Raw genomic sequence first — 22,717 nt, 5'->3', positions numbered from 1 at the left:
TCCCGCAGTGGCTGCACACCTACAATCACCACCGCGGACACACCGCGCTGAAAGGGCAACCACCCGCCAGCCGCGTCCCCAACCTCACGGGTCAGTACACCTAGCCCGCCGGCTGCCGCGGCCGCCTACGGCACGTGCCGGCGGGCCCGCAGGGCCAGGCTCAACGCCAGTACCGTCTGCGGGTCGTCCAGGTCGGTGCCCAGCAACTCGCCGATGCGGGCCAGGCGGTTGTACAGCGTCTGACGGTTGAGGTGCAGCTCGCGGGCCGTCTCCGCCTTGCGGCCCGCGTGCGCGAGATACGTCTCCAGCGTCGGCAGCAGCGGCGGCCGGGAGCGCCGGTCGTGCTCGCGCAGCGGGCCGATCGCCCGGTCCACGAAGGCCGCGAGATCCGGGTGGTCGCGCAGCCGCCACAGCAGCAGGTCGATGTCCAGGCGCCGGGCGTCGTACCACGGCTGGTCGGACAGGCCCTGGGCCGCCGTCGCCGTCTCCGCCGCGTGCCGCAGCCCCGCCGAGGCCGCCGCCCAGCCGCCGGCCACCCCGACCACCACCACCGGCGGCGGCGAGCCCGGCCGCCGCATCCCGGCCCGCTCCACCCCGGCCCGCAGCGCCGCCGCGACCCGGTCCGCGACCGCCGTCCGCTCCGCCTCCGCGCGCAGCCCCAGCAGCACCAGGACCCGGCCCTCCACCGGCCGCACGCCCAGCAGCACCGGCACCCCCACCGCGGCCAGTTCCTCGGAGACCGCCCGGGCCAGCACCGCCCAGCCGCCGCCGGGCGAGAGGGTGTCCCCGATCCGCATCACCACCGGCAGCAGCGGGCTGTCGCCCGGCTTGAAGCCGAGCACCCGGGCCTGCGCCGGGGCGTCCTCCGCCGCGATCCGGCCCTCGGCGAGATCGGTGAGGAAGTCCCCGCGCCCGCGCGCCGCCAGCTCCTCCTCCTGCCGGGCCTGCATCAGCACCACGGCCAGGATGCCCGCGGCCCGCTCGGCGGCGATCCGGTGCACCGGGGCCGGCGTCGCGCGGACCGGCAGCAGGACCAGCCGGGCGCGCACCGAGCCCGCCGTGCCGGGGCCGCCGCCGGGCACGTCCACCAGCACCGTGCCGGCCGGCGGCGGGACCTCCTTGTGCGGGCCGCGCAGCCCCTCCCACACCTGGAGCGGGTCGGCGCCCTCCGGCCCGGCCCCGGCGGCGTACAGCAGCCGGCCGTCCGCCGTCTCCAGGAACACCGGGTTGCCGCTGAAGTCGGCCAGGATGCACAGCACCTGCGGTATCCCGCCGCCGCCCAGCAGCGCCTCGGTGCAGCGCCGGTGCACCTCCTCGGCGCGCTGGAGCAGCGCGTAGTGGCCGTTGACGATCTCGGTGTGGATCTCCTCGGTCACCGTCACGAACGGCACCTCGCGGTGCAGCTGGACCAGCGGCAGACCGGCCGCCCGGGCCGTGTCCACCAGCGCCGCCGGCAGCCGGCCGAAGCGCGGGCCCAGCTCCACCACCAGGGCGGCGATGCCCCGCTCGGCCAGGGTCCGTACGAACGCCCGCTGCTCGGCGGGCCGGGTGCCCAGGCCGTAGCCCGTGGTGAGCAGCAGCTCGCCGCCCTTGAGCAGCGAGGCGATGTTCGGGACCTCGCCCGCGTGCACCCAGCGCACGGTGCGACCGAGCCGGTCGGCGCCCGCCAGGATCTCCGGCAGTCCGCTGCGCAGTCCGGGCAGCTCCAGCGCCCGCTGCACGGTGATGCCGGCGCCCTGGGTGTCGAGTCGGTGGTCCGTACGGCTGTCCATGCAGCGGACGCTACCCGCGCGCGCGTTTCGGTGACATCTCCGCGGGATCACGGCGGCGGTCACCGGGCCCGCGCGAGCGACACTGCGTCGCCCCGGGCCCGCGATTACCCGACCGCCTGTCTGTTGTGGTGTGCGTCACTACCCCGGCACACTGTCGCAACCGTACAAGAACCGCCGTTTGACCTTCGGATTTCGTTGCGCGAGCACCACATGAGGGGCGGGAATGACAGAGAAACCCACGCGAGAGGTACAGCGCCTCAAGGCGGATTCCGTAGGGCTGGTGGGCGTGGTGTTCATGGCGGTGGCCACCGCCGCACCGATCACCGCGATGACCGGCAACCTGCCGATCGCCGTCGGCTTCGGCAACGGCACCGGGGCGCCGGCCGGCTATCTCTTCGCGACGCTGGTGCTGGCGGTCTTCTCCGTCGGCTATGTCGCCATGGCCCGCCGCATCACCGCGGCCGGCGCGTTCTACGGCTACATCTCGCACGGCCTCGGGCGCATCGCGGGCATGGCCTCCGGCATGCTCGCCGTGCTCGCCTACGTGGTCTTCGAGGCGTCCATCGTCGGCGTCTTCTCCTACTTCGCCCGGACCACCGTCCGCGACCAGCTCGGCGCCGACCTGCCGTGGGCCGGCTACGCGGCCGCGATGCTGCTGGTGACGGCCGTGCTGTCGTACTTCGACATCAATCTGACCGCCAAGGCGCTCGGCGTGCTGCTCGTCGCCGAGATCGCGGTGCTCTTCGCGGTCGCCACCGCCGTACTGCTGCGCGGCGGCGGCCCGGACGGCATCCCCGTCGCGCCGGTCAACCCCAAGAACGCCTTCACCGGCGCCTCCGCGGGCCTCGGCCTGTTCTTCGCGTTCTGGTCCTGGGTCGGCTTCGAGTCGACGGCGATGTACGGAGAGGAGTCCCGCGACCCCAAGCGCGTCATCCCGCGCGCGACACTGATCTCGGTCATCGGCGTCGGCCTGTTCTACATCTACGTCTCCTGGATGACCATCGCCGGCAACGGCCTCGACGGCGCGGTACGGGTCTCGGCCGGCGCGTCCCCCCTCGACCTGTTCTTCGACCCGGCGCGCGGCTTCATCGGGGCCTGGGCGGTGGACGCCTTCCAGTGGCTGCTGATCACCGGCTCCTTCGCCTGCGGCATGGCCTTCCACCAGTGCGCGGCCCGCTATCTGTACGCCATCGGCCGCGAGGGCTTCCTGCACCCCGCGCTGGGCCGCACCCACCCGCGTCACGGGTCGCCGTACCTCGCCTCCTTCACCCAGTCCGTCATCGCCGTCGTCATCGTCGGCGCGTTCTGGGCGACCGGGCAGGACCCGTACATCCACCTGTACACGCTGCTGGCGATCCTCGGCACGATGGCGATCCTCATCGTGCAGACGCTGTGCTCCTTCGCCGTCATCGGCTACTTCCGCCGCAACCACCCCGAGGACCGGCACTGGTTCCGCACCCTGACCGCGCCGCTGCTCGGCGGCCTCGGCATGACCGCCGTCGTGGTGCTGCTGGTGGTCAACATGGACACCGCGGCCGGTACGGCGGCCGGCTCGCTCTTCTTCGAGGCCATCCCGTGGATCGTCGGGCTGGTCTTCTTCGGCGGCCTCGGGCTCGGCCTGTATCTGCGGGCCCGCCGGCCGGAACGGTACGAGGTCATCGGCCGGATCGTCCTGGAGGACGCGGCCGAGCGCACGGACGACGACGTCGAGCAAGCCCCCGCCAACGCCTGAGGAGGCACCGTGTCCCGAACACGGCTCATGCACGTCCTTCGCTCCCTCACCGCCGACCACGCCGCCGCCGAGCGGCTCGGTCTGCCCGTCGCCGAGGCACGGGCCGTGCGCCGGCGCTCCGTCCTCAAGGGCGCCGCCGGCACGGCCGCGGTGGCGGCTGCCGCGACGGCCGCCGCGACCGTCCCGGTACCGGCCGCCGCCGCGTCCGCGCCCCGCGTCGCCGTCGTCGGCGCGGGGATCGCCGGGCTGACCGCGGCCCTCACCCTGCGCGACGCGGGATACGCCTGCACCCTCTACGAGGCCCACCCCTCCCGCGTCGGCGGGAGGATGTACACCCAGCGCGACCACTGGGCCTGGGGGCAGACCTCGGAGATCGGCGGCGAGCTGATCGACACCGGCCACAAGAAGATGCTGGAGCTGTGCCGCCGCTTCTCCCTGCCGGTCGAGGACTTCGCCGGAGGCGGTCCCCGGGGCGCCGAGGAGGTCCTCTGGTTCGACGGCGCGTACTACCCGCGCGACCGGGCCGACGAGGACTTCAAGGCCGTCTACCAGGCCCTGCGCGCGGATCTCCAGGCCGCCGGCGAGGTCACCTGGGACCGGACCACCCCGGCCGGCACCGCCCTGGACAACCTGTCCCTGTACGAGTGGATCGAGACACGGGTGCCGGGCGGCCACGCCTCCCCGCTCGGCCGCTTCCTCGACGTCGCCTATGCCGTCGAGTACGGCGCCGACACCGCCGATCAGTCCTCGCTCGCCCTCGTCCTGCTCATGGGCTACCAGCCCAACCCGGGCCACTTCAACATCTGGGGCCTGTCGGACGAGCGGTACCACATCGTCGGCGGCAACGACCGCCTCCCGCACGCCATCGCCGGCTCCCTGCCGGACGGAACCATCCGCCACGGCTGGTCCCTCCAGGCGGTGCGGGCCGGCGCCGACGGCACCCAGACCCTCACCTTCGCCGAGGCGGGCAGCACCCGGACGGTCACCGCCGACCACACCATCCTGTGCGTACCCCTGCCGGTCCTGAAGCGGCTGGACCTCAGCGGAGCCGGCTTCGACCCGCGCATGACCAGCCTGCTGCGCGATGCCCGCATGGGCTGGTGCACCAAGCTCAACATGCAGTTCACCAGCCGCCCCTGGCGCGGCACCGGCCCCTGGCCCGGGGTGTCCGCGGGCGACTGCTTCACCGACCTCGCCGTGCAGCAGACCTGGGACACCACCAAGGTCCAGCCCGGCACCGGCGGCATCCTCATCCAGTACGGCGGCGGCAGCCGCGCCGGGTCCCTGACCCCGGCGGGACCCTTCTCGTACGAGAGCGACCCCTACGTCAAGGACCTCGCCACCCGCTGTCTGAAGGACATCGACGCCTTCTTCCCCGGCACGCCGGCCGCCTGGACCGGGCGCGCCCAGCTGTCGGCCTGGCACCTCAACCCCTATGCGCTGGGCGCCTATTCGTACTGGCCGGTGGGATACCTCCACCGGTACGCGGGCTACGAGGGCACGGCCCAGGGCCGCATCCACCTCGCCGGCGAGCACTGCTCCTACGACTTCCAGGGCTTCATGGAGGGCGGCGCGCGGGAGGGCGAGCGGGCGGCGCGGGAGGTGCTCGCCGCCCTGGGCTGACCGGGGGCCTCACACGGGCCGGATGTTGTGGTTGCAGCGGAAGACGTTGTCGGGGTCGTAGCGCCGCTTCACCTTCTCCAGCCGCAGGACGTTCCCGGCGCCCAGCCCCGCCCGGACCCACTGCGGGCCCTCGTCGCCGATCAGGTTCAGGCACACGGCCCCGGTGCTCCACGGGGCCAGGGCGGCGCATGCCTGACGGACCCAGCGCGGCGCCCGCCCGTCGTCCGCCGGGTCCGCCCAGAGGGCGCACGGGTGCGCGGTCCACGGGGCGTCCCGCCAGGCCACCGGGTGGCCGCGCGGCCCGGCGGCGACCGCCCCGCCCTGAGGGAACAGCAGATACCGGGAGCCGGTCGCCGCCGGCATGCCCTCCCCGCCCGCGCAGAAGGCGTCCACCGTCTGTGGGGGCAGCCCGGCCAGACACCGGGCCGACCGGTGGTGGCGCAGCCCGGGCGGGGTGTCGAGCAGACGCTGTGCCGCCGTGTACGGCAGGTCGCCGGCCGGCCCCGCCTCGTGCGGCAGCGCGCGCAGCGGCCCGGCGAGGTCGCGCAGCCCGTCCGCGCCGCCGGCGTAGGTCAGCACGGCCGCGCACCGCGGCCCGCCCGCCGGCCCGGCCAGGTACAGCACCGCGCCGCCCAGCTCGTCCGGCGCGGTCCGGAAGACCTCCCGGAAGGCGCGGACCACCTCCGCCCCGTACCCGGGCGGATACCTGAGCAGGGCGAGGGAGAAACGCGGCAGCTCGTGCAGCCGCAGGGTGAGCGCGGTGGCGACTCCGAAGTTGCCGCCCCCGCCGTGCAGCGCCCAGAACAGCTCGGGGTGCTCGTCGGCGCTCGCGCGCACCCGCTCGGCGCCGGCGGTCACCAGCTCCACGCCGAGGAGGCTGTCGACGGCCGGCCCGAAGAGGCGGTCCAGCCAGCCGGTGCCGCCGCCGAGGACGTGGCCGGCCACACCGGTGGTGCGGGCCCGCGCGCCGGTGGTCGCCAGCCCGTACGGCAGGGCCGCCCGGTCCAGGTCGCCCGTGGTGGCACCGCCCTCGACCCGGGCCGCCCCGGCCACCGGGTCGACGGTCACCCGGCGCATCCGGCTCAGGTCCACCAGCAGCGCGCCATCGGTCGCCGCGGTACCGGCCGCGCCGTGGCCGCCGCCGCGCACCGCGACGCGCAGGTCCAGCTCCCGGCCGAAGCGGACGGCCCGCACCACGTCGGCCGCGTCCGCGCACCGGGCGATCACCGCGGGCCGCAGGTCGGCCCGCGCGTCGAAGACGGCGCGGGCCGCGTCGTAGCCGGGGTCCCAGGGGGCGAACACCTCGCCGGCCAGATCCTCACGGAGGGCGGCGAGCGCCGAGTGCGCCGTGGAGAAAGCCACGCTGTCAGCCTAGACCCGCGCGCCCCCGAAGGGGCGCGGGGAACCGCGCGACCAGCCACGACGGACCCGCAGCGGGCCTACGGCCCTTACCCTCCGTATGCGCCGGACGCGGTCAGCCGCAGCGCCGTGTCGATCAGCGGCACGTGGCTGAACGCCTGCGGGAAGTTCCCCACCTGCCGCTTCAGCCGCGGGTCCCATTCCTCGGCGAGCAGGCCGAGGTCGTTGCGCAGCGCGAGGAGCTTCTCGAACAGCTTGCGGGCCTCGTCCACCCGGCCGATCATCGCCAGGTCGTCCGCCATCCAGAACGAGCAGGCCAGGAAGGCGCCCTCGTCGCCGGGCAGGCCGTCGACGCCCGCGTCATCGCCCTCGGTGGGGTAGCGCAGGATGAACCCGTCCGGGGTGGACAGCTCGCGCTGGATCGCCTCGATGGTGCCGATCACCCGCTTGTCGTCCGGCGGCAGGAAGCCCATCTGCGGGATCAGCAGCAGCGAGGCGTCCAGCTCCTTGGAGCCGTAGGACTGGGTGAAGGTGTTGCGCTCCTTGTCGTAGCCCTTCTCGCACACGTCCCGGTGGATGTCGTCGCGCAGCTCGCGCCAGCGCTCCAGCGGGCCGTCCGCGTCCCCGGACTCGATCAGCTTGATGGTGCGGTCCACCGCGACCCAGGCCATCACCTTGGAGTGCACGAAGTGCCGGCGCGGGCCGCGCACCTCCCAGATGCCCTCGTCCGGCTCCTGCCAGTGGTCCTCCAGGTAGCGGATCAGCTTCAGCTGGAGCAGGGAGGCGTAGTCGTTGCGGGCCAGACCGGTCATGTGGCCCAGGTGCAGGGCCTCGGTGACCTCGCCGTACACGTCCAGCTGGAGCTGGTGCGCGGCGCCGTTGCCGACCCGGACCGGGGCGGACTTCTCATAGCCCGGCAGCCAGTCCAGCTCGGCCTCGCCCAGCTCCCGCTCGCCGGCGATGCCGTACATGATCTGGAGGTTCTCCGGGTCGCCGGCGACCGCCCGCAGCAGCCACTCGCGCCAGGCGCGGGCCTCCTCGCGGTAGCCGGTGCGCAGCAGCGAGGACAGGGTGATCGCCGCGTCCCGCAGCCAGGTGTAGCGGTAGTCCCAGTTGCGCACGCCCCCGATGTCCTCGGGCAGGGAGGTCGTCGGGGCGGCGACGATGCCGCCGGTGGGCGCGTACGTCAGCGCCTTCAGGGTGATCAGCGAACGGATCACCGCCTCGCGGTAGGGCCCGTGGTACGTACAGTGCTCGACCCACTCGCGCCAGAAGTCCTCCGTGGCCTCCAGCGAGGCCTCCGGCTCCGGCAGCGGCGGCGGCTCCTTGTGCGAGGGCTGCCAGGAGATGGTGAAGGCGATGCGGTCGCCCGGGGCCACGGTGAAGTCGGCGTAGGTCGTCAGCGCCTTGCCGTAGGTCTCGGTCTCCGTGTCGAACCACACCGAGTCGGGTCCGGCGACGGCCACCGTGCGGCCCTCCTGCTTGTGCACCCACGGCACCACCCGGCCGTAGGAGAACCGCATCCGCAGCGCGGAGCGCATCGGCACCCGGCCGGTGACGCCCTCCACGATCCGGATCAGCTGGGGGGCGCCGTCACGCGGGGGCATGAAATCGGTCACGCGTACGGTGCCGCGCGGGGTGTCCCACTCGGATTCCAGGATCAGCGAGTCGCCGCGGTAGCCGCGCCGGGCGGCCGTGGGCGGCTTGGCGTCGGCCGCGTGCGCCGGGCCGAGCCGCCAGAAGCCGTGCTCCTCGGTGCCCAGCAGGCCGGCGAAGACGGCATGTGAGTCGAAGCGGGGCAGGCACAGCCAGTCCACCGTGCCGTCCCGGCAGACCAGTGCGGCGGTCTGCATGTCTCCGATGAGTGCGTAGTCTTCGATGCGCCCGGCCACGTGCAACTCCAGTCGAACGGCCACGTCACACCCCCGCGCAGGGGGCTGTCGCTAGTGCGGTCAAGGGTCGTTGTTGTGTGTCGTTGAGCGGTGAAGCAAAGCAGCCCGCCGAGCCCTGAGGCAACACGACAGTCCTTGCTCAACGAACTGCCGCGCTCTCGTTGTTCCGGGTTGGTGCAGGCGGGGGTGTGCCGTCGTTACCGGGCGGGCTCGGCAGTGAGTGTCCGAGCAGGATACGACGCATGCAGGTGATCCGGGGGCCGCTCCGGGCAACCCGTATGGGCCGAACGAGTGAGCGCCGGGTGAGAGCCGTGTGCCCGGGCCGGTGCGAAAGTTGCGCGAGTGACACCGGTGGTCTCCTGCTGTGCCCGGGCGGGCGCGGAGCGTGGCCGGAAGCCATCTCGCTCAGGCGCTGATACGCTGGTAGCCCGTGGACCGGTGGGAGAAAACCCCCCGAACCGCAGCGACGGCACCCCCGGAACTCTCCGGGACGGAAGCCGCACCGCATCACCGCCAGCGACCACGGGAGTCCCCTCTTGGCCATGCCGCCCAAATCCACGACGACCAAGCACATCTTCGTCACCGGGGGTGTCGCCTCCTCGCTCGGCAAGGGTCTGACCGCCTCCAGCCTGGGCATGCTGCTCAAGGCCCGCGGCCTGCGTGTCGTGATGCAGAAGCTCGACCCGTACCTGAACGTCGACCCGGGCACGATGAACCCCTTCCAGCACGGTGAGGTGTTCGTCACCAACGACGGCGCCGAGACCGACCTGGACATCGGCCACTACGAGCGCTTCCTCGACCGCGACCTGGACGGCACCGCCAACGTCACCACCGGCCAGGTGTACTCCACGGTGATCGCCAAGGAGCGGCGCGGCGAGTACCTGGGCGACACCGTGCAGGTCATCCCGCACATCACCAACGAGATCAAGCACCGCATCCGGCGCATGGCCACCGACGAGGTCGACGTGGTCATCACCGAGGTCGGCGGCACGGTCGGCGACATCGAGTCGCTGCCGTTCCTGGAGACCGTCCGCCAGGTCCGCCACGAGGTCGGCCGGGACAACGTCTTCGTGGTGCACATCTCGCTGCTGCCCTACATCGGCCCCTCCGGCGAGCTGAAGACCAAGCCCACCCAGCACTCGGTGGCCGCGCTGCGCAACATCGGCATCCAGCCCGACGCGATCGTGCTGCGCTGCGACCGGGAGGTCCCCACCGCGATCAAGCGGAAGATCTCCCTGATGTGCGACGTGGACGAGGCCGCCGTGGTCGCCTGCCCCGACGCCCGCTCGATCTACGACATCCCCAAGGTCGTGCACACCGAGGGCCTCGACGCCTACGTGGTGCGCAAGCTCGACCTGCCGTTCCGCGACGTGGACTGGACGACCTGGGACGACCTGCTCGACCGCGTCCACAACCCCGAGCACGAGGTCACCCTCGCCCTGGTCGGCAAGTACATCGACCTGCCCGACGCCTATCTGTCGGTCACCGAGGCGCTGCGCGCGGGCGGCTTCGCCAACCGCGCCCGGGTGAAGATCAAGTGGGTCACCTCCGACGACTGCAAGACCCCGGCCGGGGCCAAGGCCCAGCTGGCGGGCGTGGACGGCATCTGCATCCCCGGCGGCTTCGGCGACCGCGGTGTGCTGGGCAAGGTCGGCGCGATCCGCTACGCCCGGGAGAACAAGATCCCGCTGCTCGGCCTGTGCCTCGGCCTGCAGTGCATCGTGATCGAGGCCGCCCGCAACCTGGCCGACATCCCCGACGCCAACTCCACCGAGTTCGACCCGGCCACCGCCCACCCGGTGATCTCCACCATGGCCGAGCAGATGGACATCGTCGCCGGCGAGGGCGACATGGGCGGCACGATGCGGCTCGGCATGTACCCGGCCAAGCTCGCCGAGGGCTCCATCGTCCGCGAGGTCTACGACGGCAAGGAGTACGTCGAGGAGCGCCACCGCCACCGCTACGAGGTCAACAACGCCTACCGCGCGGAACTGGAGAAGAAGGCCGGCATCGTCTTCTCCGGCACCTCCCCCGACGGCAAGCTCGTGGAGTACGTGGAGTACCCGCGGGACGTCCACCCGTACCTGGTCGCCACCCAGGCCCACCCGGAGCTGCGCTCCCGGCCGACCCGTCCGCACCCGCTGTTCGCCGGTCTGGTGAAGGCGGCCGTCGAGCGGAAGAACTCCAAGTAACACGCCGGTTGTACGGTGGCCGGGGTGCGTACCTTCACAGGAGGTGGGCACCCCGGTTTCACTGTGTGTACGCGGAAGGACAGGGCATGACGATCAAGGACACCCGCGAGGAGTGGGAGATCCGGGGCACGGAGACCCCCTTCACGGGCAACAAGACCTCCGTGCGCACCGACGAGGTGGTCATGCCCGACGGCTCGGTGGTCCGCCGGGACTACCAGGTCCACCCCGGCTCGGTCGCCGTCCTCGCCCTGGACGAGGAGGACCGGGTCCTGCTGATCAACCAGTACCGCCACCCCGTGCGGCACAAGCTGTGGGAGATCCCGGCCGGCCTGCTGGACGTGCCCGGCGAGAACCCGCTGCACGCCGCCCAGCGGGAGCTGTACGAGGAGGCGCACGTCAAGGCCGAGGACTGGCGGGTGCTGACCGACGTGTACACCACCCCCGGCGGCTGCGACGAGGCCGTGCGGATCTTCCTCGCCCGCGAGCTGTCCGAGGCCGACGGGGAGCGCTTCGCGGCGGAGCACGAGGAGACCGACATGGAGCACGCGCGCGTGCCGGTCGATGAACTCGTGCGCCGGATCCTGGCCGGTGACGTCCACAACAACTGCCTCGTGGTCGGTGTGCTCGCCCTGGTCGCCGCCCGCGGCGGGGACGGGCTGGACGCCCTGCGTCCGGCCGACGCGCCCTGGCCCGCGCGCCCCTTCGAGAGCTGACCGGACCCGTCCGGACCACTGGTGTGACCATCGCCTGATCCGATCGGGCGATGCGTTCGCCGCGCTCCTCCGGGTACGTCGCAGAGCGTGAACTAGGCTCTGCAAACGCCCGGACCGGAAGACACCGGCGGGCTTGCGCGTGCGGTGGGACGGGAGTGTGGCCCGTGACGGAACAGGCGGTGGACCCAGACGGTGCGGAGCTGTCCGCGCACCCGGCCCCGAAGGACCGTTTCCTGGGCCGGGTCCGCGAGCTGAAGGAACTGCGCGCCGACATCGAGCGGGCCGGCCTGGACACCCTCTCCGGGCGCAAGGCGCCCCGCGCGCGCGTCCTGCTCATCGCCGGCCGGCCCGGTTCCGGCCGCACCAGCCTCGCCGAGGAACTCGTCCGCCGGGTCGCCGGCCGTTACCCGGGCGGGGTGCTGCGGGCCCGGCTCAGCGAGCCCGACGGCACCCCGGTGCCCGTCGAGCGGGCGGCCCGAGCCCTGCTGGAGGCGCTGGAGCTGCCCGCCCCCGCCGGAGCCGCCGAGGACGACCTCGCCGCGGCCCTGCGGGGAGCCCTGGCCGGCCGCAGGGCGGTGCTGCTGCTGGACGACGCGGCCGGCGCCGACCAGGTCGACGCCCTCCTGCCCGAGGCCCCGGACTGCCTGGTGGTCGCCGTCTCCCGGGGCCCGCTCACCGGCATCGCCGACGTCCGCCCCTGCACGCTGGGCGGCCTCGACACCAAGTCCGCGGTGGACCTGCTCACCGGCTACGCGGGCGCCGTCCGCGTCACCGTCGACCCGCGCGCCGCGGAGAGCCTGGTGGAGGCCTGCCAGGGCCACCCGGCCGCCCTGGTGCTGGCCGGCGGCTGGCTCGCGGCGCGCCCCATGGCCACCGTCTCCGACCTGGCCAAGCGGCTGCACGCGGCCACCGAGGAGGGCCCGGACGGTGCCGAGGCGACCCCGCTGTCCCGCGTCTTCCGGCTCGTCCACGACCAGCTGCCCGGGCCGGCCGCCCGGCTGCTGCGGCTGCTCTGCCTCGCCCCGGCCGGCCTCGCCGACCCGCACACCGCCTCGGCCCTGGCCGGCTGCTCGGTCGACGCCGCCCGTGCCACCCTGGACGACCTCACCGCCCTCGGCCTGCTGCGCGCGGTGGACTCCCCGCTGCCCCAGTACGAGGTCCCCGGCCGGCTGCACCCGCTGCTGCGCGCCCTGGCCGAGGCCCAGGAGCGGCCCGCCGAGCTCCAGCTGGCCCGGGCCCGGATGCTGGAGCGGACCGTACGGCTGCTCCAGTCCTGCCGGGCGATCACCGAGACGGACAGCCCGCAGGCCCGGGAGAAGCTGAACGGCATGCCGCCCGCGCTGCGCTTCCCGAACCCGCGGGCCGCCGCCGAATGGCTGCGCATCCGGCGGCCCGCGCTGCTGGCGTCGGTGCGCCTGGCGGTGGCCGACGGCGAGCTGGACACCCTCGCCCGCCGGCTGATGTCCCAGCTGGTGCGGGCCATGGCGGCCCATGTCGGCACCCAGGCCGCCGCCGCGGACCTGTACGGGGTGCACAGCCTGGTGCTGGACGTCGCCGAGCGGCGCGGGCTGCCCCGCGAGAAGGCGGCGGCCCTGCTGAACCTGGGCGACCTGGACGCGCAGACCGGCCGCACCCGGGAGGCGCTGGCCCGCTACCGGGCCGCGCTGGACGCCGGACGGGAGGCGAACGACCCGTACGCCACCGGCCGCGCGATGGAATCCGTAGGCGGCGCCCACCAGGAGCTGGGCGATCACGACCGGGCCGCCGACTGGTTCGGCCGGGCGCTGGCCGAGCGGCTGGCCCGCGGCGAGGTTCCGGAGGCCGCCCGGCTGTACGGCAGGATCGCCACCGCCCACACCTACGCCGGCCGCTACGGCGAGGCGCTGCGCAACTGGCGGGCCGCCCTGGCCGGCTACCGCAGGAGCGGCGACATCGCCGCCAGCGCACGGGCGTTGAGCGAGATCGCCCGGGTGCAGGAGTACGCGGGACGGCCCGAGGAGTCGCTGCGCACCTGCCAGGAGGCCGTCGAGTGGGCCCGGCGGGCCGAGGACACCCGGCTCCAGGCCGCGGTGCAGCTGCGGCTGGCCGACACCCTGGACCGCCTCGGCGACCCGGCGGCGGCCCGGCTGCACCGGGCGGCCGCGGAGCGCATGCTGGCCGAGGAGCGGCCGGAGGACGATGCAAGGCCGGAACAAGACGCTAACGCCTGCGAAATCCGCACCGCATCCAGCGAAGATTGATGCAATGAAAGGCTAGACAGCCGGAACACCTTCATTAGACTGGCTCTGCCGCACACTCTCCTGCGGTGTCTCCCGGTATGCCCCCGCATGTCTGGGTACGTCTTTATTGCACCCCCATACCCTCTGAGCCAAGGACCGTGATCGACGTGAAGGTCGGCATCCCCCGCGAGGTCAAGAACAACGAGTTCCGGGTGGCCATCACCCCCGCCGGTGTGCACGAGCTGGTGCGCAACGGCCACCAGGTCGTCGTCGAGCGGGGCGCCGGCCTCGGCTCCTCGATCACGGACGAGGAGTACGTCTCCGCCGGTGCCGCCATCCTGGACACCGCGGACGAGGTCTGGGCGAGCGCCGACCTGCTGCTGAAGGTCAAGGAGCCGATCGCGGAGGAGTACCACCGCCTCCGCAAGGACCAGACCCTCTTCACCTACCTGCACCTGGCCGCGTCCAAGGAGTGCACCGACGCGCTGCTGGCCTCCGGCACCACGGCCATCGCCTACGAGACCGTCGAGCTGCCGAACCGCGCGCTGCCGCTGCTCGCCCCGATGTCCGAGGTCGCGGGCCGGCTGGCCCCGCAGGTCGGCGCCTACCACCTGATGCGCGCGGCCGGCGGCCGCGGCGTGCTGCCGGGCGGCGTCCCGGGCGTGACCCCGGCCAAGGCCGTCGTCATCGGCGGCGGTGTCTCCGGCTGGAACGCCGCCCAGATCGCCATCGGCATGGGCTTCGACGTGACCCTGCTCGACCGCGACATCAACAAGCTGCGCGAGGCCGACAAGATCTTCGGCACGAAGGTCAAGGCCGTCATGTCCAACTCCTTCGAGCTGGAGAAGGCCGTCCTCGACGCCGACCTCGTCATCGGCGCGGTCCTCATCCCGGGCGCCAAGGCCCCGAAGCTGGTCACCAACGAGATGGTGTCCCGGATGAAGCCCGGAAGTGTCCTTGTCGACATCGCGATCGACCAGGGCGGCTGCTTCGAGGACTCCCGCCCCACCACGCACGCCGAGCCCACCTTCAAGGTGCACAACTCGGTCTTCTACTGCGTCGCCAACATGCCGGGCGGTGTGCCCAACACCTCCACCAACGCGCTCACCAACGCGACGCTGCCGTACATCGTCTCGCTGGCCAACAACGGCTGGGTGGAGGCGCTGCGCCGCGACGCCGCGCTCGCCAAGGGCCTCAACACCCATGACGGCAAGGTGGTTTACAAGGAGGTCGCGGAGGCCCACGGCCTGCCCCACGTCGAGCTGGAGTCGCTGCTCGGCTGACCTGCCTCAGCAGGTCGCGACCGGGTGAGTCGTCAAGTCACCACCCGCCAAAAGGCGATTCGTCAACACGACTCGTCAATCACACACGCCCGGCCGGACCTTGCCCGACAAGGTCCGGCCGGATGTGTGTATGGTCACTTTGCGGCTCTCGGTCAACTCGCCTCGAACGTAACGCTTCGACCGATTCGTACACCCGGGAAACCTGCTGTGCGACGGCCGTACGCCCTTGACAGCGACATGTTTCATTGCCGACACATCCTGCCGGGTCCGGCGGATTGTGTTGCTGCGGACCGCCGACACGCCATAGAGTCGCCAACCGTCGGCATGGTGCCACGCTGACCTTGTCTAGAAGTTTCCTGGTCACCAAGGAGGTAAGACGACTTGTGAATGAGTCGACATTTTCTCCCGGGGGTGGTCAACCAGGAATGCCGGTCCGGGGCCAGGGCCCCGCGGGATTCGAGGCTGTCGGCTCCGTAGCTGTGCGCACCTTCGCAGCCCACCAGAGTTCCGGTCCTCGGACGGCCGGGACAGCACACCAGAGCATGGATGGCCATCACGTGAACGCCATGGCCGGCGACGGAAGTGGCGCGCCCCACAACCACTTCGCCGACTACGACGAACTGCCCGAGGGGCACTTCTACGACCCCGACGCCGAGTACGAGCCCGATCCGGAGTACGCGGCCACGCTCGCGCCCGACGCGGCCCGTCAGCGCCGTGAGCGCATCGGCCCGACCGGACGCCCGCTGCCCTACTTCCCGATCCCGGGCCCGCTGACCGACCACGGCCCCGCGAAGATCATCGCGATGTGCAACCAGAAGGGCGGCGTCGGCAAGACGACGTCGACCATCAACCTGGGCGCCGCGCTCGCGGAGTACGGCCGGCGCGTGCTGCTCGTGGACTTCGACCCGCAGGGCGCGCTGTCGGTGGGTCTCGGGGTGAACCCGATGGAGCTCGACCTCACCGTCTACAACCTGCTCATGGAGCGGGGCATGTCCGCGGACGAGGTCCTGCTGAAGACCGCGGTCCCCAACATGGACCTGCTGCCCTCCAACATCGACCTGTCGGCCGCCGAGGTCCAGCTGGTCTCCGAGGTCGCGCGCGAGTCCACGCTCCAGCGGGCCCTGAAGCCGCTGCTGCCCGACTACGACTACATCGTGATCGACTGCCAGCCCTCGCTCGGCCTGCTCACCGTCAACGCCCTGACGGCCGCGCACAAGGTGATCGTGCCGCTGGAGTGCGAGTTCTTCGCGCTGCGCGGTGTGGCCCTGCTGACCGAGACCATCGAGAAGGTCCAGGAGCGGCTCAACCCCGAGCTGGAGCTCGACGGCATCCTCGCCACGATGTACGACTCGCGCACCGTCCACAGCCGCGAGGTGCTGGCCCGCGTGGTCGAGGCCTTCGACGACCACGTGTACCACACGGTCATCGGCCGCACGGTCCGCTTCCCGGAGACCACGGTCGCCGGTGAGCCGATCACCACGTACGCCTCCAACTCCGTCGGTGCCGCCGCCTACCGCCAGCTCGCCAGGGAGGTGCTCGCCCGGTGTCACGCCGAGTGAGTCTGCCCGGGGCCGACGAACTCTTCCGTACGACAGGAGGGATGGCGCTCCAGCCGTCCACTCCCCGGCGCGCGGCGGGCGGTGAGGCCCGGGTGCCGGCTCCCGCCGGGGAGAGCGACGAGACGGCCGCCGGGGAGGACGTACCGCCGTCGGTACCCGTCCGGGGCGGCGACGGAGAGGGCGCGGAGCACATGGCGGCGGACGCCGAGCCCGCCGGGACCGGCGAGTCCCGCAGCCGCCCGGTGCGCCGCCAGGCGGCGCAGGAGGGTCCGGCCGCCGCACAGCCCCGCAAGCGCGGCCGCTCGGCGACCCGGCGGCCCAGCGGGCGCGAGCGGCACGACGAGAAGATCACCGTCTACGTCTCGGCCGAGGAACTGATGGACCTGGAGCACGCCCGTCTGGTGCTCCGCGGCGAACACGGGCTCGCGGTGGACCGCGGGCGGATCGTCCGCGAGGCGGTGGCCGTGGTCCTGGCCGACCTGGAGTCCCGCGGGGACGCGAGCATCCTCGTACGCCGGCTGCGCGGGCGGTAACGATAGCCTGCGGGGGCTATGACCTGGAACGAAGCCCCTGCCCCCGGCGCACCGGCCGGCCGTCGGCGCGCGCTGGGGCGGGGACCGGGCGCCGGGCCGGCCGAGCCGGTCGCCGTACCCGCCGAGCCCGCCGAGCCCGTCGAGCCGCCCGTCGAAGGGGAGCCGCCGGAGCACGGGCATGCCGAGCCCGAGCCCGCCTCGCCGGAACCCGGGCAGACCGAGCCGGAGTCCGGGGCGGCTGTGCCCGAGTCCGCTTCCGACGGTGTCTTCAAGGTCCGCCTCGCCAACTTCGAGGGCCCCTTCGACCTGCTGCTCCAGCTGATCTCCCGGCACAAGCTGGACGTCACCGAGGTCGCCCTGTCCAAGGTCACCGACGAGTTCATGGCGCACATCCGGGCCATGGGACCGGACTGGGACCTGGACCAGACCACGGAGTTCCTCGTCGTCGCGGCCACCCTGCTCGACCTCAAGGCCGCCCGGCTGCTGCCCGCCGCCGAGGTGGAGGACGAGGCCGACCTGGCGCTGCTGGAGGCCCGGGACCTGCTGTTCGCGCGGCTGCTGCAGTACCGCGCCTACAAGCGGATCGCCGACATCTTCAACGAGCGGCTCGACGAGGAGGCCCGGCGGTACCCCCGTACCGTCGGCCTGGAGCCCGGGCACGCCGAACTGCTGCCCGAGGTCGTCATCAGCATCGGCCCGGAGGGCTTCGCGAAGCTCGCCGTCAAGGCCATGCAGCCCCGGCCCAGGCCGCGGGTCTACGTCGACCACATCCACGCCCCGCTGGTCAGCGTGCGGGAGCAGGCCCGGATCGTGGTGGCGCGGCTGCGCGAGCTGGGCGAGGTCGGCTTCCGGGAGCTCACCGAGGACGCCGGGGACACCCTCACCGTCGTGGCCCGGTTCCTGGCGCTGCTGGAGCTGTACCGGGAGAAGGCCGTCGCGCTGGAGCAGGAGACCGCGCTGGGGGAGCTGACCGTGCGCTGGACCGGCGGGGAGACGGATCCGGCGCCGCTGGTCACCGACGAGTTCGACCGCCCGCCGAAGCGGCCCGAGGAGGAGAGGAAGGCATGAGCGAGCCCGCCGGTCTCGATCTGAAGCCCGCCCTGGAGGCGATGCTGATGGTCGTGGACGAGCCCGCGACCGAGGAGCACCTGGCGCGGCTGCTGGAGCGGCCCCGGCGGCAGGTCGCGGACGCCCTGCGCGAGCTGGCCGACGAGTACACCGCGCAGGGCCGCGGCTTCGAGCTGCGGTTCGTCGCGGGCGGCTGGCGCTTCTACACCCGCGCCGCCTACGCGCCCGCCGTCGAGCGGCTGGTCCTGGACGGCCAGACCGCCCGCCTCACCCAGGCGGCGCTGGAGACCCTGGCGGTGGTCGCCTACCGCCAGCCGGTCAGCCGCAGCCGGGTCTCCGCCGTGCGCGGGGTGAACTGCGACGGCGTGATGCGCACCCTGCTCCAGCGCGGTCTGGTCGAGGAGGCGGGCACGGAACCCGAAACAGGTGCGATCCTGTACAGGACGACGAACTACTTCCTGGAGCGGATGGGCCTGCGCGGCCTGGACGAGCTTCCGGAGCTCGCGCCCTTCCTCCCCGAGGCGGAGGCGATCGAGGCCGAGACCCAGGAGGGGGTCCCGTCGTTCGACCCGGACGCGCCCGACGCGCCCGGCGGTCAGGACGCAGACGACTAAGACGGAAACCTTGATGCGAAGCAGCGGCAGCGGCAAGAGCGGCGGGCGCGGTAACTACCGCGGTGCCGGCAACGACAGGGACCAGAAGCAGGGGCAGGGCCGGCCCCGCAAGCCCCGCCCCGAGGAGCGCCGCTACGACGTGGGCCCCGGGGCCACCAAGGACGGCCCCAAGGCGGGTCGTGGCGGTGCCGCGCGCGGCGGCGCCAAGGGCGGCCCGAAGCGGCCCCAGCCGGGCGGCCGTACGGCCCCGGCACGCTCGCGCGAGTACGAGACGCGGGTGGAGGAGCGCAACCGGGAGCGGTACGCGGGCAAGAAGGACATCAAGCTGCCCAAGACCTTCCCGGGCGCCGAGCAGGAGGGCGAGCGGCTGCAGAAGGTCCTCGCGCGCGCCGGCTACGGCTCCCGGCGGGCCTGCGAGGAGCTGATCGACCAGGCCAGGGTCGAGGTGAACGGCGAGATCGTCACCGAGCAGGGCAAGCGGGTCGACCCGGAGAAGGACGAGGTCAAGGTCGACGGCCTGACCGTGGCGACCCAGTCGTACCAGTTCTTCTCGCTGAACAAGCCCGCGGGCGTGGTCTCCACCATGGAGGACCCCGAGGGCCGGCAGTGCCTCGGTGACTACGTCACCAACCGCGAGACCCGGCTCTTCCACGTCGGCCGGCTGGACACCGAGACCGAGGGCGTCATCCTGCTCACCAACCACGGCGAGCTGGCGCACCGCCTCACCCACCCGCGGTACGGCGTGAAGAAGACCTACCTCGCGGCCATCGTCGGCCCGATCCCGCGCGACCTGGGCAAGCGGCTGAAGGACGGCATCCAGCTGGAGGACGGCTACGCCCGCGCCGACCACTTCCGCGTGGTCGAGCAGACCGGCAAGAACTACCTGGTCGAGGTCACCCTGCACGAGGGCCGCAAGCACATCGTGCGCCGCATGCTGGCGGAGGCCGGCTTCCCGGTGGAGCGGCTGGTGCGCACCGCCTTCGGCCCGATCACCCTCGGCGACCAGAAGTCGGGCTGGCTGCGCCGCCTGTCGAACACCGAGGTCGGCATGCTGATGAAGGAAGTCGATCTCTAGAGGCGCCTTGCGCTTGATCACCATCCCCCTTTATTGTCACGGTGACGATAAAGGGGGATGATCGCATGCCGAAGCAGCCGGCGACCGGAGCACTGCTCGGACTCGCCCTCGGGGACGCCCTCGGCTACCCGACCGAGTTCAAGACCGTGCCGATGATCGAGTCGGCCTTCGGGCCCTGGCGCGGGCTGGAGCTGCCGCGGCGCGCGCTCGTCTCCGACGACACGCAGATGACCCTCGCCGTCGGCCGCGCCCTGCGGACCGCCCTGGATGTCGGCGACCTGACGCCGAAGGGGCTCGAGGAGCCCCTGCGCGAGGAGTTCGTCGACTGGTACCGGTCGCCGGAGAACAACCGCGCCCCCGGCGCCACCTGCCTGCGGGCCTGCGAACTGCTCACCGGCCGGGAGCGGGCCTGGCAGGACGCCAGTCAGACCGGCTCCAAGGGCTGCGGCGCCAACATGCGGGTCGCCCCGATCGGCCTCGCCCCCGCCCTGAGCGGTGAACAGCGCGCCGGCGCCGCCCAGTTGCAGGCCGCGCTCACCCACGGCCACCCCACCGCGCTGGCCGCCTCCGACCTCACCGCCCACGCCGTCCACCTGCTCGCCGAGGGCACCGACCCCGCCGGACTCGTCGGGCGACTGCGCTCGTACGCCCTGGAACGCCGCACGTTCTACGACCACATCTGGCTCGGCGACCTGTGGACCCGCGCCCAGGACCCCGGCCCCGAGCACTTCATCGCGCGCGGCTGGGACGAGTGCCTGGACGTCCTCGACCGGCTCCAGCGGGCCGTGCGGACCGTCTCCCCGGAGACCGACCCCTGCCTGGCCACCGGCGAGGGCTGGATCGCCGAGGAGGCCCTCGCCACCGGGCTGCTGTGCTTCCTGCTCTTCCCCGACGAGCCCGTCACCGCCCTGCGCCGGGCCGCCTGCACCGCCGGCGACTCCGACTCCGTCGCCTGCCTCACCGGCGCCTTCGCGGGCGCCTGGCTGGGCGTCGGAGCCTGGCCCGCCGACTGGACGGAACGGATCGAGTACCGAGGCGACCTGTCGGCCCTGGGCACGCTCTGGGACGCTTAGGCCCATGCTCGACGATCTCGACATGGACCTGGCTCCGGTGATCGCGGAACAGCCCGACCCCCTGCTGTTCGCCACCGTCTCCGGAGCCCACCTGTACGGCTTCCCCTCGCAGGACTCCGACGTGGACCTCAGAGGCGTCCACCTGCTCCCCGCCGCCGACCTCGTCGGCCTCGGCGAACCGGAGGAGACCCGCTCGCGCACCTGGGTCCGCTACGGCGTCGAGCTGGACCTCGTCACCCACGACCTGCGCAAGTTCGCCCGCCTGATGCTCCGCCGCAACGGCTATGTGCTGGAGCAGCTGCTCTCCCCGCTGGTCGCGCACACCGGCGAGGCCCACCGGGAGCTGACCGCGCTCGTCCCCGGCGTCCTCACCAGCCACCACGCCCACCACTACCGCGGGTTCGCCGCGACCCAGTGGCGGCTGTTCGAGAAGACCGGCGAACTCAAGCCGCTGCTCTACACCTTCCGGGTGCTGCTCACCGGCATCCACCTCATGCGCAGCGGCGAGGTCCAGGCACACCTGCCCACGCTCCTGGAACTGGCGGGCGGGCCCGGCTATCTCCCCGAGCTGATCGCCGCCAAGCGGGAGCGGGAGAACGCCCGCGCCGACGTCGACCGGGACCGCGTGGCGACGGACGTCGAACGGCTGCACACCGCGCTGGACGAGGCGCAGGCCGGCTCAGCGCTGCCCGACACCGCCACCGCCCACGACGCCCTGCACGACCTCGTGGTCCGGCTCCGCCTGGAGGGCTGAGGCCCGGCGCACCCGGTACAGGAAGGCGGCCACGCTCGCCCGGTCCGGCTCGGCCGGCAGCGGACTGCCCCGCAGGGCCTCCTCCGCCTCGCCCGCCAGCCGGGCCAGCCACGCCTCCGCCCGCGCCCACGGCACCTCCCCGCGCCTGACCGCCAGCAGGGGCTCGCGCAGCTCGCCCACGTCGATCCGCAGCTCGCCGGTGCGCAGCAGGTCCCGGGCGGCCGTCAGCAGGCGCAGCAGGTGCATCGCGTGCTTCCAGCGCGGGGCGCCCGTGGCGCGCACGTCGGCGTCCAGCCGCTTGCGCTGGCCGAGGGCGTACCGGGTGAAGGTGTCGTGGACCTGCCGGGACAGGAAGGCGCCGCGCAGGGACAGCAGCTCGCGGCCGGTGTCGTCCACGTGCTCCACCAGCGGGGAGTGCAGGCACTCCAGGATGTTCGGGTTGCCGCGCAGTGCCAGCTCGCAGAACCGCTCCAGCTCCCAGGAGAAGCGCTCCTCGCCCGGCCCCTCCACATGCGTCGGCGGCTTGTCGAACCGCCAGAACAGCGGGGTCGGGGCGAGGAACACCCCGCGCCGGTCGGTGTCGCTGGCGTCCGTCGCCAGGCCGAAGGCGCGGGAGCCCATGACACAGGCGTAGACGGTGTGGTCGCGTACCAGGTCCTGCGGCTGCATGCCCGGAGCGTACGCGGGCGGCTCAGGTCAGGTAGACCGAATTTCCGCGCACCGTCACCGGCTCCTCGGCCAGCGGCCTGCTCGCCGGGCCGGCCGCCACCGAGCCGTCGGTGATGCGGAACCGGCTGCTGTGACACGGGCACACGATGGTGCCGTCCGTGACCTGGCTCACCGTGCAGCCCTGGTGGGTGCAGACCGCCGAGAACGCCTTGAAGCGGCCCTTCTCCGGCTGGGTGACCACGATCTTCCGGTCCTCGAAGACCTTGCCGCCGCCCTCGGGGATGTCCTCGGTGCGGGCCAGCGGACGCCCGGCCGGGGAGGCCTCGCGCGCGGCGGGGGACGTCTCCCCGGCGCCGCCCTCGGCGGCGGGGGAGGGCGGGGACGCCGGAGCCGTGGGCGGTTGCGGTGCCGTGGCGGCGCCGCTGTCCGCGCCGCACCCCACGCAGCCCAGGGCGAGCGCGCCGGCGCCCGTGGCGAGAACCGTGCGCCGTGTCGCTGGCTGGGGCATGTCAGACCTCCGTACAGACGTGCAAATCCATGGATAACGGACGTTCCGCATCGTCTCAGTGCGCGGTCGGCGCACGCCC

Annotated in this window: 18 protein-coding genes and 1 pseudogene; 14 read left to right on the top strand and 5 right to left on the bottom strand. The window is 72.9% G+C overall.

All coding sequences use genetic code 11. The features are described 5' to 3' along the window. Positions 1-104 (top strand): annotated as a pseudogene (locus IE251_RS24205) (IS481 family transposase); the annotation flags it as partial. A gap of 21 nt (positions 105-125) precedes the next feature. Here the strand turns inward: IE251_RS24205 and IE251_RS24200 are convergent. After that, complete coding sequence (locus IE251_RS24200) at positions 126-1,772, bottom strand: PucR family transcriptional regulator (RefSeq protein WP_189755095.1); 1,647 nt, start codon at positions 1,770-1,772, stop codon at positions 126-128. A 223-nt stretch (positions 1,773-1,995) separates the two neighbouring features. On the opposite strand from IE251_RS24200, the gene IE251_RS24195 reads away from it, so the two are divergent. Next, positions 1,996-3,504, top strand: a complete 1,509-nt coding sequence (locus IE251_RS24195) for an APC family permease (RefSeq protein ID WP_189755094.1) — start codon at positions 1,996-1,998, stop codon at positions 3,502-3,504. A 9-nt stretch (positions 3,505-3,513) separates the two neighbouring features. Then, a complete protein-coding gene (locus tag IE251_RS24190) occupies positions 3,514-5,127 on the top strand; it encodes a flavin monoamine oxidase family protein (RefSeq protein WP_229896905.1) in 1,614 nt (537 codons plus the stop codon). 9 nt (positions 5,128-5,136) lie between these two features. Here the strand turns inward: IE251_RS24190 and IE251_RS24185 are convergent, their stop codons facing one another. Beyond that, positions 5,137-6,489, bottom strand: a complete 1,353-nt coding sequence (locus tag IE251_RS24185; RefSeq protein ID WP_189755093.1) for an FAD-binding oxidoreductase — start codon at positions 6,487-6,489, stop codon at positions 5,137-5,139. A gap of 86 nt (positions 6,490-6,575) precedes the next feature. After that, entirely contained in the window at positions 6,576-8,378 is a 1,803-nt protein-coding gene (locus IE251_RS24180) for a glycoside hydrolase family 15 protein (protein WP_189755105.1), read from the bottom strand. A gap of 542 nt (positions 8,379-8,920) precedes the next feature. Here IE251_RS24180 and pyrG point away from each other — a divergent pair. From pyrG to IE251_RS24125, 11 genes are all read left to right on the top strand, one after another. Continuing rightward, on the top strand, positions 8,921-10,570 hold the full coding sequence (pyrG, locus tag IE251_RS24175) for a CTP synthase (protein ID WP_189755092.1): 1,650 nt from the start codon (positions 8,921-8,923) through the stop codon (positions 10,568-10,570). A gap of 86 nt (positions 10,571-10,656) precedes the next feature. Next, on the top strand, positions 10,657-11,283 hold the full coding sequence (locus tag IE251_RS24170) for an NUDIX domain-containing protein (RefSeq protein ID WP_189755091.1): 627 nt from the start codon (positions 10,657-10,659) through the stop codon (positions 11,281-11,283). Positions 11,284-11,447: 164 nt separating this feature from the next. After that, the gene (locus IE251_RS24165; protein WP_189755090.1) at positions 11,448-13,523 is read left to right on the top strand and encodes a tetratricopeptide repeat protein; all 2,076 of its coding nucleotides are present in this window, start codon (positions 11,448-11,450) and stop codon (positions 13,521-13,523) included. Between the two features lie 137 nt (positions 13,524-13,660). Then, a complete protein-coding gene (gene ald / locus IE251_RS24160) occupies positions 13,661-14,785 on the top strand; it encodes an alanine dehydrogenase (protein WP_189755089.1) in 1,125 nt (374 codons plus the stop codon). 425 nt (positions 14,786-15,210) lie between these two features. Beyond that, a complete protein-coding gene (locus IE251_RS24155) occupies positions 15,211-16,344 on the top strand; it encodes a ParA family protein (RefSeq protein ID WP_078637734.1) in 1,134 nt (377 codons plus the stop codon). After that, on the top strand, positions 16,329-16,877 hold the full coding sequence (locus tag IE251_RS24150) for a hypothetical protein (RefSeq protein ID WP_189755088.1): 549 nt from the start codon (positions 16,329-16,331) through the stop codon (positions 16,875-16,877). The genes IE251_RS24155 and IE251_RS24150 overlap by 16 nt, the downstream gene beginning before the upstream one ends. A gap of 18 nt (positions 16,878-16,895) precedes the next feature. After that, positions 16,896-17,945: a segregation and condensation protein A gene (locus tag IE251_RS24145; RefSeq protein ID WP_189755087.1), complete on the top strand. Its 1,050-nt coding sequence runs from the start codon at positions 16,896-16,898 to the stop codon at positions 17,943-17,945. After that, positions 17,942-18,559 (top strand): SMC-Scp complex subunit ScpB, encoded by a 618-nt coding sequence (gene scpB / locus IE251_RS24140; protein ID WP_030790591.1) that lies wholly within the window; start codon positions 17,942-17,944, stop codon positions 18,557-18,559. Before IE251_RS24145 ends, scpB begins: the two co-directional genes overlap by 4 nt. 13 nt (positions 18,560-18,572) lie before the next feature. Continuing rightward, entirely contained in the window at positions 18,573-19,634 is a 1,062-nt protein-coding gene (locus tag IE251_RS24135; RefSeq protein WP_189755086.1) for a pseudouridine synthase, read from the top strand. A 65-nt stretch (positions 19,635-19,699) separates the two neighbouring features. Continuing rightward, positions 19,700-20,707 (top strand): ADP-ribosylglycohydrolase family protein, encoded by a 1,008-nt coding sequence (locus tag IE251_RS24130; RefSeq protein WP_189755085.1) that lies wholly within the window; start codon positions 19,700-19,702, stop codon positions 20,705-20,707. A gap of 4 nt (positions 20,708-20,711) precedes the next feature. Next, positions 20,712-21,461 (top strand): nucleotidyltransferase domain-containing protein, encoded by a 750-nt coding sequence (locus IE251_RS24125; RefSeq protein ID WP_189755084.1) that lies wholly within the window; start codon positions 20,712-20,714, stop codon positions 21,459-21,461. Here IE251_RS24125 and IE251_RS24120 read toward each other — a convergent pair. Together IE251_RS24120 and IE251_RS24115 are read right to left on the bottom strand one after the other, a co-directional pair. After that, positions 21,387-22,130, bottom strand: a complete 744-nt coding sequence (locus tag IE251_RS24120; RefSeq protein ID WP_189755083.1) for a nucleotidyltransferase domain-containing protein — start codon at positions 22,128-22,130, stop codon at positions 21,387-21,389. The two genes, IE251_RS24125 and IE251_RS24120, sit on opposite strands and share 75 nt — an antisense overlap. Before the next feature lie 22 nt (positions 22,131-22,152). Then, entirely contained in the window at positions 22,153-22,638 is a 486-nt protein-coding gene (locus IE251_RS24115; RefSeq protein ID WP_189755082.1) for a Rieske (2Fe-2S) protein, read from the bottom strand. Positions 22,639-22,717 lie beyond the last annotated feature (79 nt).

The organism is Streptomyces eurythermus (assembly GCF_014649115.1).
Classification (GTDB): Bacteria; Actinomycetota; Actinomycetes; order Streptomycetales; family Streptomycetaceae; genus Streptomyces; species Streptomyces eurythermus.
The sequence above is the reverse complement of the archived record's forward strand: the minus strand, read 5'-3'. Positions and strand labels throughout refer to the sequence as shown.

Coding starts and splice junctions, on each gene's coding strand:
- IE251_RS24200 (WP_189755095.1), bottom strand. CDS start 1,772: ATGGACAGCCGTACGGACCACCGACTCGACACCCAGGGCGCCGGCATC.
- IE251_RS24195 (WP_189755094.1), top strand. CDS start 1,996: ATGACAGAGAAACCCACGCGAGAGGTACAGCGCCTCAAGGCGGATTCC.
- pyrG (WP_189755092.1), top strand. CDS start 8,921: ATGCCGCCCAAATCCACGACGACCAAGCACATCTTCGTCACCGGGGGT.
- IE251_RS24170 (WP_189755091.1), top strand. CDS start 10,657: ATGACGATCAAGGACACCCGCGAGGAGTGGGAGATCCGGGGCACGGAG.
- IE251_RS24155 (WP_078637734.1), top strand. CDS start 15,211: ATGCCGGTCCGGGGCCAGGGCCCCGCGGGATTCGAGGCTGTCGGCTCC.
- IE251_RS24145 (WP_189755087.1), top strand. CDS start 16,896: ATGACCTGGAACGAAGCCCCTGCCCCCGGCGCACCGGCCGGCCGTCGG.
- scpB (WP_030790591.1), top strand. CDS start 17,942: ATGAGCGAGCCCGCCGGTCTCGATCTGAAGCCCGCCCTGGAGGCGATG.
- IE251_RS24135 (WP_189755086.1), top strand. CDS start 18,573: ATGCGAAGCAGCGGCAGCGGCAAGAGCGGCGGGCGCGGTAACTACCGC.
- IE251_RS24130 (WP_189755085.1), top strand. CDS start 19,700: ATGCCGAAGCAGCCGGCGACCGGAGCACTGCTCGGACTCGCCCTCGGG.
- IE251_RS24125 (WP_189755084.1), top strand. CDS start 20,712: ATGCTCGACGATCTCGACATGGACCTGGCTCCGGTGATCGCGGAACAG.
- IE251_RS24120 (WP_189755083.1), bottom strand. CDS start 22,130: ATGCAGCCGCAGGACCTGGTACGCGACCACACCGTCTACGCCTGTGTC.
- IE251_RS24115 (WP_189755082.1), bottom strand. CDS start 22,638: ATGCCCCAGCCAGCGACACGGCGCACGGTTCTCGCCACGGGCGCCGGC.